At 33.9% G+C, this 13,094-nt stretch carries 7 protein-coding genes; all 7 read right to left on the bottom strand.

Features of this window, described 5'->3' with window-relative positions; genetic code table 11:
• Positions 1-122: 122 nt before the first annotated feature.
• Positions 123-734, bottom strand: a complete 612-nt coding sequence (locus B2X73_RS05915) for a PepSY-like domain-containing protein (protein ID WP_286495093.1) — start codon at positions 732-734, stop codon at positions 123-125.
• A gap of 79 nt (positions 735-813) precedes the next feature.
• Positions 814-2,202: an alpha-amylase family glycosyl hydrolase gene (locus tag B2X73_RS05920; RefSeq protein ID WP_291095993.1), complete on the bottom strand. Its 1,389-nt coding sequence runs from the start codon at positions 2,200-2,202 to the stop codon at positions 814-816.
• A gap of 25 nt (positions 2,203-2,227) precedes the next feature.
• A complete protein-coding gene (locus B2X73_RS05925; protein ID WP_291095995.1) occupies positions 2,228-3,883 on the bottom strand; it encodes an alpha-amylase family glycosyl hydrolase in 1,656 nt (551 codons plus the stop codon).
• A 69-nt stretch (positions 3,884-3,952) separates the two neighbouring features.
• Entirely contained in the window at positions 3,953-6,121 is a 2,169-nt protein-coding gene (locus B2X73_RS05930; RefSeq protein ID WP_221853992.1) for a glycoside hydrolase family 97 protein, read from the bottom strand.
• 315 nt (positions 6,122-6,436) lie between these two features.
• The gene (locus tag B2X73_RS05935; protein ID WP_219033777.1) at positions 6,437-8,542 is read right to left on the bottom strand and encodes a glycoside hydrolase family 97 protein; all 2,106 of its coding nucleotides are present in this window, start codon (positions 8,540-8,542) and stop codon (positions 6,437-6,439) included.
• Positions 8,543-8,649: 107 nt separating this feature from the next.
• Positions 8,650-10,506 carry a glycoside hydrolase family 13 protein gene (locus B2X73_RS05940; RefSeq protein WP_291047710.1) on the bottom strand — a complete coding sequence of 619 codons (1,857 nt, stop codon included), beginning with the start codon at positions 10,504-10,506 and terminating at the stop codon, positions 8,650-8,652.
• 275 nt (positions 10,507-10,781) lie between these two features.
• A complete protein-coding gene (locus tag B2X73_RS05945; RefSeq protein ID WP_114998830.1) occupies positions 10,782-13,079 on the bottom strand; it encodes a glycoside hydrolase family 65 protein in 2,298 nt (765 codons plus the stop codon).
• Positions 13,080-13,094: the final 15 nt, after the last annotated feature.

Genomic DNA, 13,094 nt, shown 5'->3' on the forward strand with positions numbered 1-13,094 from the left:
GATTTTTTCTACTATAAATATATTGAAAATTGCGAAAAGTTGATGTGAAGGTTATTGTAAAATTTTAAAAATTAGAAATTAAAAAAAACCTCATCTATTGACAAGGTTTTTGATGTATTTGATTAATCAATTTTGATAAAATTACCATTCAAATCAAATTTCAAATCGACATTATTTTGTAACAATTCTACTTTTATTTCTTTGTCTTTTGTATCCATTTCAATTGATTTCGCATCGATTTTAGGATATTTTGATTGAAGATATTTTTGAATATTATCTGGGAAAAATTTAATCGGAATCGCTTTTCCTAAACCATTTTTCACCTCCTTCCAATCACCATTATCTGTAAATTCTATTTTTGTTCCGTCTTTCAACTGAATATTATATGTTGTGATATTGCGTTCAACTTCTTTTATCGCATTCACAAACTCCATATTACCAAAGTTTTTCGAAACAAAATTTTGTGCATTAATAGGTAAACTATTTGCTGAAATCACCGTTTCATTTGGATCAATATTTACCGTTTTTTGTTGACCATTATCTTGTAAAACCTCATAAGTATTTTGTGAAGTCGATGACTCTGGATGATTCGCAATATCACTTTCCGAAACAATTGGCTGTTCTGCAACTTCAGATTTACTTGTGATAACTTCTGAGTTTTCTGTTTTCTTCGATTCACACGAAGAGAAAACTAAGCTTAAAATGGCGGCTGTTGATAAAATTATTTTTCTCATGATTTGGATTTTAAACGTTTATCAACAAGCATTATACCATAAAAAAAGCTGATTAAAAATTTAACCAGCTTTTAAGAATTTATTTTTTCTTCTGAACTAAAATCAGGTATTCCCAAGGTTTTAATTTCAGTTTTGTTGTTGCATCAAATGTAACATCTTCGTTGTTCATAAAGTTTTTGTACACACCATTAATTGGAACTATAATTTCTTTATTTGCTTTCGTAAAATTCGCAATAAAATAAGCTTCTGTCGTATTTTTATGACGTTTGAACGCTAAGATAGATTTATCATCAGATGTTTTCAAACGTTCGTAAGAAGCCGCTTTTTTCGCTCCATTAAATGCTTCATTTGTGATTTTAAGTTCTCCTAACTTTTCATAAACGCCACGCATTTTTGCTGTTGGATTACGATCAATAGAATCTTTGACAAAGAATTTTAAACGACGATTAAAATCTTCTTCTTGTCCATTATAAATCAATGGAATTCCAGGTAAAGTATACGTTAATGCAGCAAATGTTTCTACCGCATCACCCATTCTTTCGTATTCAGTTCCAGCCCAAGAATTTTCGTCATGATTTGATGTGAATAATAATTTGTAATCATCTGCTTGCCATTTTTTCGGAATCGAATCCATGTACGCATCAATCGCAGAAACATTCTTTTTACCTTTTGCAATATCATTCATGATATGATGAATTTCCCATCCGTAAGCGGCGTCAAATGCATCATTTGCTAATAATTCTGGTTTCTCCGTTTCAGCTAACATAAAAATTTCGCGACCATTTGCCAATTGCGGTTTTGCTTCATTCCAAAAATCTGTCGGAACTTCGTGCGCCATATCACAACGGAAACCATCAATTTTGAAATCATCTAACCAATATTTCATATCGGCAATCATCTGTTTGCGCATTTCTTTGTTATCGAAATTTAACGCCACAACATCCGACCAATCGTAAGGAGAATGCATTTTCCCGTTCTTATCTTGTTCGTACCAATCAGGATGTTGTTTTACCCAAGGATGATCCCAAGCCGTGTGATTCGCAACCCAATCCAAAATCACATAGATTCCGTTTTTGTGCGCTTCATCAACCAATTTCTTAAAATCTTCGGCATTTCCAAATTCTGGATTGATTCCTCTATAATCTTTGATCGAATAATACGAACCTAAACCTTCTTTTCGATTTTCTTCTCCAATTGGGTAAATGGGCATAATCCAAAGGATTTTAACCCCTAATTTCTTGATATTCGAAATCTCTTTTGTAACCGCTGCAAAAGTTCCTTCTGGTGAAAACTGACGAACATTCACTTCATAAATCACAGAAGTTTCTGCCATATCAGCCGTAAAAGGCAAAATGCTTTGTTCTTTCCTTTCAGTTTTAACGTCTTCTGACTTTGTTTCTTTTTTGCTTTCACAACTTGTTAAAAACAAAGTTGTCATCAAGGTTAAACCAACTATTTTTTTTATCATTTTTCTTCTATTACTTCTCAAAAAACTAATTCACTTTTTCCAATAATACAATATTGGAAGTCGTATTCAATTCTAAATTTCCGTTCACAACTTTTCCAGAAAAACCTGAATAAGCATCGCGAACTTTGGTACCATCTTTCCAAACAGAACTTACATTAATTGTTTTTTTTCCAATTGGCATTTCCAATCCAATCACCACTTCGTCTGTCTTATATTTTCTTGTAAAAATATACGGAGAATTTTGCAAATCTGTTTGATTTCCTGCTCCAACCGCTGGATGATTTCGTCTAAATTGTCCTAATTTTTGGTAATGATTCAATAATGATTCCGTTTCTGAATTTGGTTTAATATCTTCCCAGTTCATATTCGAACGAAGATTTGCATCTCCATCAACACCTTCAATCTCTAACGGACGAGCCGTTTCGTCTCCATAATAAATTTGCGAAATCCCTGGCGCCAATAACAATCGAGTTCCTGCATCCCAAGTATTTTGACGATTTTTATCAAAAGGCGAACCGTCATCGTGCGAGGTAATGTAGCTCATCACAGACTTTCCTTTCATCTTATTTTGAAGAATATCATTGTATCGATCAAAAACAGTTTGATTAGATTCTTTTTGAGTTGAACGCAAATCGAAATTGATTAATGCATCAAATCCATTCTCGAAATAATTAACTGTTTTATCAGGAAAATTATATTGCTGACCATCATTAATCGAATATCCATAAACTTCTCCTAACAAGAAAAACTTATTTTGATCCAATACTTTTGTAGGATTATTCGTTTTATATTCTGCGAAAGCATCTAGACAAATTTCTTCGAATTTCTTCCAAACATTTTCTTCCGTATGTTTCACCGTATCGACACGATAACCATCAATTCCATACTTTCTAATATAATCTGAAAGCCATTTCATAATGTAATATTTCGGTGCTTTTGGAAGATTATATTTCGCGAAAAAAGCATTCAATTCAGCAACTTCTTTGTCTAAACGACCTTCTTGCGACCATTTTGCTAACAATTGCGGGGGCAACATCACATCATTTTCTGATTCCGTTAAAATGTCTGGAAGATTTTTTACCAACGTACATTCAATCGTCGTTTTGTAAGACTCATAAGTACATTGTGGCGAAACACGAACCCAATCAGCAGGAAACACACCATCCGAATTTGTAACTGGACCTGTGTGATTAATCACCGCGTCCAACATAATACGAATGCCTTTCGCATGTGCTTTGTCTACTAATTCCTGTAACTCTTTTTCAGTTCCCCAGTTTTTATCAATCGACGTCCAATCTTTTGTCCAATAACCGTGAAATCCATATGTTTTTCCTTGTCCTTCATCAACATATCCATGAATTTGCTCCACAATCGGTGTCATCCAAATCGCATTAACTCCTAAATCTGAAAAATAATTATCTTCGATTTTATTGATTACCCCACGAAAATCTCCTCCTTCAAAACCTCTTAATTTAGATGTTTTAGCAGTTCTCCCGTAATTAACATCATTCTTTTTATCTCCATTCTCGAAACGATCGGTCAATAAAAAATAAATATTTGCACCATTCCAAACAAATAGTTGTTTTTCTGAATGATTTGTCTGCGTAGCTTGTGTTGTTGTTTTTGAACAAGAGCTTAAAAACAATGAAGCTATTCCTAACGTGAAAAGTATTTTTTTCATACTAAAAAGTTTTGAGTAGTAAGTTTTGAGTATTGAGTAACAAGTTTCTCAATACTCATCACTCATTACTTATTTAATTTCTTTGATACTAATTGCAAAACCTCCACCAGCTTGAGATGTTAAATCTAAAACAGATTTTGAATCAACCTTTTTTGTTTCAATTTTATAGGCTTGTGGATTTGTTTTGTAATGCGCATCTTTTGCATCTGCATAAATTTTCGCTTCGTATTTTTTTCCTTTATCTAAGAAATCTAATTTAATTTTTGTTGAACGAGGCGTTTCACCATTTACATTTCCAACAAACCAATTGTTCGAATTTTTATCTTTACGCGCAATTGTTAAATATCTTCCTGGTTCAGCTTCCAAATAATTAGAATCTTGCCAATCTACAGGCACATCTTTGATGAATTGAAATGCATCAGAAAATTGTTTGTAATGCTCGATAATATCAGCAGCCATTTGTAAAGGAGAATACATTGTCACGTATAAAGCCAACTGATTTGCAATCGTAGAATTAACGTGAGAATGATTGTTTGGATTTAATTTTTTCACATCCATTTCGAAAATACCAGGCGTGTAATCCATTGGTCCACCTAATAGACGTGTGAAAGGTAAAACCGTTACGTGATTTGGTTTAGAACCACCGAAAGCTTGGTATTCTGTTCCACGTGCAGATTCGTTTCCGATTAAATTTGGCCATGTACGCGCAACTCCTGTAGGACGAACCGCTTCGTGTGCGTTGACCATTATTTTATAATCAGCCGCTTTTTCGATTGCATATTGATAATGATTAATTGTATTTTGGCTGTAATGATAATCTCCACGAGGAACGATATCACCAACATATCCACTTTTTACAGATGTATAACCATTATCGTTCATGAATTTATATGCTTTATCCAAATGTCTTTCGTAATTACGAATTGATCCCGAAGTTTCGTGATGCATCATAATTTTTACACCTTTTGATTTTGCATATTCATTTAATGCTTTTACATCAAAATCTGGATAAGGCGTTACAAAATCGAACACATAATCTTTGTGATTTCCGAACCAATCTTCCCAACCTTCGTTCCAACCTTCTACCAATACCGCATCGAAACCATGTTTTGCAGCAAAGTCAATGTAATTTTTTACATTTTCGTTATTAGCCGCATGTTTTCCATTTGGTTTTGCGTTTTTATAATCCGTTATTCCTAATTGCACTGTAGAAAAATCGTCTGTATAAGCCCAAGAACCACGACCTGTAATCATTTCCCACCAAATACCTACATACTTCACTGGTTTGATCCATGAAGTATCTTCAATCTTTGATGGTTCATTTAAATTATATACTAATTGTGGCCCTTTAAACGCAATATCTGCCGCATTATCACTTGCAATAACTGTTCTCCAAGGTGTATTAAAAGGCGCTTGTAAATATCCTTTATCACCTAATGCATCAGGCGTTAACCACGATTCAAATACTAAATTTTTATCGTTTAAATTTAGATTCATTGCTGGATAATTGATTAAAGCTGCTTCATGAATGTTGATGTATAATCCATTCTCAGCTTTCATCATTAATGAAGTCTGAACTCCTGTTTTAGAAAATGATTTTTGTGATGCATTTCCAGTATAGGCTTGATCAAATAATCCTCTAATTTCTGATAACTTTGATTCTGTGTAATCATATTCTTGCGTATCATAGTCACCCGGAATCCACCATGTTTTGTGATCTCCTGCCATAGCAAATTGAGAATGCTCTTCTTTTATCACAAAATATTTTAAATTCTTTTGCTCAGGAAATTCGTAACGGAATCCTAAACCATCATCAAATAATCGGAATCTAATCACCATTTGACGATCTGTTTTCGGTTGAGAAACTGTAACTGCTAATTCGTTAAAATTATTTCTGATTTTAGCTACTTCTCCCCAAACTGGTGTCCACGTTTCATCAAAAGTTGAAGTCTTTGTATCTACGATTTGAAAACCAGATACAAAATTTGTAAATGCATTTTTATCTCCGACTTGATTTTCCCATTCAAAACTCATTTGATTGTTCGCTTTAAATTCGAATCCTAAAGTTGAAGGTTTGATGACATCTTTCCCTTTGTATTTTAATTGATACGTTGGTTTTCCATCTTTCGATAAAGAAAAATCTAATTTGAAATTTCCATTTGGTGATTTCAATTCTTGACCGTAAACGACGCTCATCATTGAAATTCCTAACGCTATAATTGATTTTAAGTGTTTCATTATAATTTGTTTATTTTTTATATCTATATTTTTTTGTCTTTTTGAGATTGCCGAAGAATTAATTCTCCAATATTCTTTTCTTGATAAAAAAGTATTCAAATTGTCAAGCTAAATTTATTTCAGCTTCTCATCATCTTTAATTTGATCCTGCACTTCGACTTCGCTCAGTGACCTATTCAAGATTACTTTAAATAACATTCTAAGCTTATCAAAGAAGCTTAAAAATACACTTCGACAAGCTCAGTGTGACAATTTATTAATGAGAATTGAAAGAAGTTCTACGTAAAACGTATCACGTAGAACTTAAAACATTTTCTACTTTATTGGAAAAATCGAAATTGCTGTTCCTCCACTCGCCGCTAAATTCAATTTCAGTTTTGATTTTGAATTTACTTTTACTTTTTTGATGTCGTATGCTTTTGGATTTTTATCCCAATGTGCATTTTTCGCATCTTGGTAAATTGTTGCTTCGTAAGTTACTCCAGGCGTTAAGAAATCTAATTTAATTTCAGTTTTTCGAGGATTTTCATCTGTAATCGCACCTACAAACCAATTCTCCCTTCCTTTTGCTTTACGCGCTACTGTTAAATAATCACCAGGCTCAGCTTCTAAGTATTTTGTATCGTCCCAATCCACTGCCACATCTTTGATGAATTGGAAAGCATCGGCATACTTCTCGTAGTTTTCTGGTAAATCGGCAGCCATTTGTAACGGAGAATATAACGTCACATATAAAGCCAATTGTTTCGCTAAAGTGGTATGCACTTTTGTATCACGACCAACATTATACACTTTCATTTCTGTTTCAAAAATACCAGGCGTATAATCCATAGGACCACCTAACTGACGTGTGAAGGGTAGAATGGTTTCGTGCGCTGGAGGATTTCCATAACTCCATGCATTAAACTCGTTTCCTCTCCCTGCCTCAGCAGCAATATAATTTGGATACGTACGGTGATAACCCGAAGGACGAGAACTCTCGTGTGTATTGACTAAAATTTTATTTTCAGCGAAACGCTCTACCGTCCAATTGAAATGATTGACCATTGTTTGTCCATCGTGATATTCTCCTCTTGGAATGATGCGACCAACATAACCTGTTTTTACTGCAGGATATTCGTAATGTTTCATTACCTCCATTGCACGGTCAAAACGACGTTCGTAGTTGGCTACTGAACCAGAAGTTTCGTGGTGCATAATCATTTTTACACCTTTTGATTTTGCATAAGCAGAAATTTCTTTGATATCGAAATCAGCATAAGGTGTTGTGAAATCGAAAACATCTTCTTTCCAGTTCCCATACCAATCTTCCCATCCTTCATTCCAACCTTCCACTAAAACTCCGTCGAATCCGTGTTTCGCTGCAAAGTCGATGTAACGTTTTGTATTTTCTGTAGTCGCTCCGTGAGGAAATTTAATTGCCTCCTGTCCGACTTGGTTTTGTGCGTTTTGAGTTCCTTGACGATCCCACGTTGATTTCCCAACGTGCATTTCCCACCAAATTCCGACATATTTCATTGGTTTAATCCAAGATGTATCTTCAATTTTTGATGGTTCATTTAAATTTAAAATCATTTGAGGACCTTTCCCTACGATATCTCGGGCATCATCTGATACCATTATTGTACGCCAAGGTGTGTTGAAAGGCGCTTGTAAATAAGCTAAATCTCCAATTGCGTTTGGTGCTAAATGCGATTTGAATTGATAGGAGTTTTTATCAAATTCTAAATGCATTACTGGATAATTAACCACTGCAGCTTCGAAAATATTTAAGTAAATATTATCCGAAGTTTTCATTTGTAATGGCGTTTGAACTGAATTTGGTTTCCCAATTGATTTCACTCCAATCCCATTATTCATATCAATTTTACTGTGATCGATTCCTGAAATCTTCGATTCGATGTATGTATATTCTTGTGTATCGAAATCACCAGGTAACCAAAATGTTTGATGATCTCCTGTTAAATTAAATTGTGTTTTTTCTTCTTTTACGACAAAGTAATTTAAGTTTTGTTGCTTCGGAAATTCATAGCGAAAAGCTACACCTTCATCAAAAACTCGAAACGTAACATTTACATTTCGGTTAGTAGAAGTTTGCGTTAATTGAAACGTACCTTCGTTATGAATATCTTTAATTTCTTTGTATTCTCCTAAAACAGGTTGCCAAGCATCATTTACTGATTTAGTCGTATAATTTGTAACTGTAAATCCGTTTTCTAAAGCTTCTGCATCTTTTAAAATGAAACCTAATGTTGAAGGTTTTACAATTTCTTTTCCTTTATAAGTTACCGAATACGATGGTTGACCATTAGCTGTTAATTCGAAGTTAACTTTTACTTCCTTTGATGGCGATTCAATGATTTGGGCATTTAATGCGCCTATGGCAAGTAAAGTAAATATAGTTGTTGTTAATTTTTTCATTTGCTTTTTACGTTGTACGTGATATGTTTTACGTTATACGATTTTGTTATTCTGAGCTTTTTAAGAATTATAAAAAACATTTCGACAAGCTCAGTGTGACAGTAATTCTATTTCATCAATTCAATAATCATCGAAGATTTTCCATCAATTGTGATTTCACCGTTTGGATGAATTGTGAAATCTTGATTCGATAAAATATCTTTTCCAGTATGATATCCTTTGATCGATTCTTCAAAACGATCCAATTGGAGGGTTTGCTTATCTAATTTATTATTTAAAATCACCATTACCGATTCGTTGTCATTGTATCGGAAATACACATAGACATCATTGATTGGTGCATAATGTTTGGTTTTACCGGAATGAATCACCTCTTTATTTTTACGCCAATTGAATACTTTCGCTGTAAAATCATAGAACGCTTTTTGCGTTGCTGTTCGTGAATTTGGATTAAATGCATTTTGTGTATCAGACTTCCAACCACCAAGAAAATCTTGACGAATTGCTGCATCTCCACCAGTATTTTTATCTCCAGCCATACCGATTTCAGTGCCGTAATAAATTTGTGGAATTCCACGAACCGTTCCGATTAAAGTCGTTGCTAGTTGATACGGCTTAATATCTCCTTTGTAGATTTCGTTCCAACGTTCGGTATCGTGATTTTCAAAAAAGACCAATAAATTATTGATGTCTGGATATAAGAAATCATTCGTGAATGATTCGTAGATTTTCACCAAACCTTTATCCCACGATTCTTCTTCCTGAAAAGCTTTCGTCATATTTGCATACAACGAAAAATCCATCACCGCTGGTAAATTCGAATTGTACCCCGCCATTTCACCGATTTTCGAATCTTTTTGCCAATACGATACATGAGCTGGCGAATGCATCCACGCCTCTCCTACTACATTTAGATTGGGATATTCATCTGTAATTGCTTTTACCCAAGTTGCCATTCCTTCTTTGTTATTGTAAGGATATGTATCTACACGTAAACCTCCTAATTCGGCATATTCTATCCACCAAATGGCATTTTGAGTGATGTACTTTAATACTAATGGATTTGCTTGATTGATGTCTGGCATCGTCGTATCGAACCAACCATTTAATGCGCCTATTTTATCAATCTCTGAAGCATTAGGATCAAATTGGGTTGTTGTTCTATAATTCGAACGACGGAATCCATTTTCTCCTTCTGGAAATGTATGGATCCAATCTTTTGAAGGTAAATCCTGAATCATCCAATGTGAGATTCCCCAGTGATTCGTGACATAATCTTGAATCAAATACATTCCACGTTGATTCAATTTCTGAGACAATTCACGGTATTCTTCGTTTGTCCCGTAACGACCATCAATTTTATATAAATCGGTTTGAGCATACCCGTGATACGAATATTCTTTTTCATTGTCTTCGTTTACTGGAGTTAACCAAACTGCAGTGGCTCCTAAATTTTGGATATAATCTAAGTTGTTGATAATTCCTCGTAAATCTCCTCCGTGACGACCACCTGGCAATTGACGATTAACTTTCTCACGCAATTCTTTTTTCGAATCATTGCTTTCATCTCCATTGGCGAAACGATCCGGCATAATTAAATACACCACATCTTTTGATGAAAACGATGAACGATTCGCTGAATTTGGTTGACGATCTTTTAACTCGTATGTATACGAATCAACGATTTTATTTTTGTTTTTGATGTTAATTTTGAATGATGATTTGTTTACTTCATTCGTATTAATCGTTACAAAAACATAATTTGGATTTTCAGTTTTCTGTAAATTTTGAATTTTTACATTATCCGATAATTCAATATTGTATTTACTAATATCTTTTCCATAAACCAGAATTTGAACTTCTGGATTTTTCATTCCTTTCCACCAAAACATTGGCTCTACTTTTTGAATCTGTGCAAAAGCAAATGTTGATAGGAAAGATGATAATAATAGTATTTTTTTCATGTGTTTTGTTTTTTAGATTCCTCCATTCTGCGGAATGACATTTACTTTATTGTCGTTAATGAACTTGTCATTCTGAGTTTATCAAAGAATCTTTTTAAATTCTCTGTCCAGCTGAACTTGTTTCAGCTTCTCATTCTCTGCTTCATGCGATCCTGAAATGAATTCAGGATGACTTTTTTAAAATAAGTTTTCAGAATAAACTTAGAACTTAAAACATCTATTCTAAATAAAAATACCCTGAAAACCGAAGCCTTCAAGGTATTAGATTCCCTTTATTAAATCGAAGGCTGAACAACTACTTTCTGGTCGAAAACATAAACCTCTAACGGTTCTGTTCCTTCCAGTTCAAAAATTGTTTCTCCTTTATTTACAATAACTTTTAGGATTTGATGACGGAAATTGACTTTGAACGAAAAACCTTCCCATTGTTCTGGTAAACGCGGCTCAAAATACAATTGATCGTTTTTCACACGCATTCCACCAAATCCTTCTACAATCGACATCCAAGTTCCAGCCATAGATGTGATGTGTAATCCTTCGTGAACTTCTTTGTTATAATCATCTAAATCTAAACGAGAAGTTCTCAAATAAAATGTATATGCTTGCTCCATTCTTCCTAACGTTGCTGCTTGGATGGAATGAACACAAGGCGATAATGATGATTCGTGAACCGTTAATGGTTCGTAAAAATCAAAATGTTTTTCTAATTGATCTTTCGAAAATTGATCTTCGAAATAATAGAACGATTGTAAAACGTCTGCTTGTTTGATATAAGCTGAACGTAAAATTCTATCCCAAGACCATTTTTGATTAATCGGACGTTCTTCTTTTGGTAATTCAGAAACAGGTGTTAAATCTTTATCCAAGAAACCATCTTGCTGTAAATAAATTCCTAATTCTTCACTGAATGGAAAATAAATATTCTCTGCAACTTCTTTCATTTCTGCTAATTCAGCATCAGTAATACTTCTCTTTGCAGCGATTCGAGCGAAATCCTCTGGATAATTTGTTTTGACGTTTTCAACTTGTTCCAACAAATAATTCATACACCATTGTGCACAATAATTTGAATGGAAATTGTTGTTGACATTATTTTCATATTCGTTAGGTCCCGTAACTCCTAACATCACATATTGTTTTTTGTCGTTTGACCAATTCACACGCTGTTTCCAAAAACGTGCAATTCCTAATAAAACCTCTAAACCAGCTTCTGGAATATACGTTTGATCTCCCGTAAAACGAACATAGTTGTAAATCGCAAATGCAATAGCTCCATTACGGTGAATTTCCTCGAATGTAATTTCCCATTCGTTATGGCATTCTTCACCATTCATCGTAACCATCGGATACAAAGCTGCACCTTTGTTGAAGCCTAATTTTTCTCCATTTTCAATCGCTTTATCCAATTGATTAAAACGATACATTAATAAGTTTCGCGCAACTTCTTGATTTTTTGTTACCATGTAAAATGGCAAACAATATGCTTCTGTATCCCAATATGTAGAACCTCCATATTTCTCTCCCGTAAAGCCTTTTGGACCGATATTCAAACGCTCATCTTTTCCAGAATACGTTTGATTTAATTGAAAAATATTAAAACGAATACCTTGTTGCGCTTTTGTATCACCTTCTATAGTGATATCAGCCATTTCCCAAATCTTTGCCCAAGCTTCTTTTTGGTTTATTAACAATTGTTCATAACCTTGTTCATTTGCTTGAGATAATACATTTTCGGCAGCGTTAATTAATTCATTTTTAGGATGATTTGTCGAAACTACATAACCTCCAAATTTCTCAATTGTCGCGGTATCATTCGCTTTTACCTCAACTTCATATGTAAATTCTACTTTTGTTTCAGTTTTAACATCACTTGTTGGTGTATTTTGTTGATAACTTCCATTTACCAAGATTTTATTCTGCATAAATGTTACGACTTCAAAATGAGTTTTGAACGTACGCGCTTGTACAAAACCTTGTTCACCTTTAATTTCAGAAAAAATTGGTTCCCAAAAAATCTCTTCCCAGTTCGCATCTTCGTTCTTTACAGCTGCATCAACATAAGGTTTGAAGACAATTTTCGCATCATCATTGATTGGTTTGATGTCATATTTAATTGCTCCTAATTCATCTAAATCAGCAGAAAGAAAACGTCGAACAAAAACCTCAATTTCTAATCCTGAAGGTAAAATCGCAATAAATGAACGATCCAATAAACCTTCTTTCATATTCAATTCGCGACGGAAATTTTTAACTTCTTTACAAGTGTTTAAATCAAATTTTTCACCGTTAATTTCGATGTCAATTCCAATCCAAACTGGCGCATTTAATACTTTTGCAAAATATTCTGGATAACCGTTTTTCCACCATCCCACTTTTGTCTTGTCAGGATAATAAACGCCGGCAATATAGCTTCCTTGAAATGTATCACCTGAATAAAATTCTTCGAAATTGGCACGTTGTCCCATTGCTCCATTTCCGATAGAAAATAAACTTTCAGACGATTTTACACGATCTTTTTCAAACCCTTCTTCGATAATTGACCACGCATTCGGGATGATATAATCTTGATTCATTTTGTTTGTTGTATG

The sequence above is a fragment of the Empedobacter sp. UBA7252 genome, from assembly GCF_002472765.1.
In the GTDB taxonomy this organism is placed as follows: Bacteria; Bacteroidota; Bacteroidia; order Flavobacteriales; family Weeksellaceae; genus Empedobacter; species Empedobacter falsenii_B.

Bases quoted from the DNA above. Each gene is read 5' to 3' on its own strand.
- B2X73_RS05915 (WP_286495093.1), bottom strand. From the start codon at position 734: ATGAGAAAAATAATTTTATCAACAGCCGCCATTTTAAGCTTAGTTTTC.
- B2X73_RS05920 (WP_291095993.1), bottom strand. From the start codon at position 2,202: ATGATAAAAAAAATAGTTGGTTTAACCTTGATGACAACTTTGTTTTTA.
- B2X73_RS05925 (WP_291095995.1), bottom strand. From the start codon at position 3,883: ATGAAAAAAATACTTTTCACGTTAGGAATAGCTTCATTGTTTTTAAGC.
- B2X73_RS05930 (WP_221853992.1), bottom strand. From the start codon at position 6,121: ATGAAACACTTAAAATCAATTATAGCGTTAGGAATTTCAATGATGAGC.
- B2X73_RS05935 (WP_219033777.1), bottom strand. From the start codon at position 8,542: ATGAAAAAATTAACAACAACTATATTTACTTTACTTGCCATAGGCGCA.
- B2X73_RS05940 (WP_291047710.1), bottom strand. From the start codon at position 10,506: ATGAAAAAAATACTATTATTATCATCTTTCCTATCAACATTTGCTTTT.
- B2X73_RS05945 (WP_114998830.1), bottom strand. From the start codon at position 13,079: ATGAATCAAGATTATATCATCCCGAATGCGTGGTCAATTATCGAAGAA.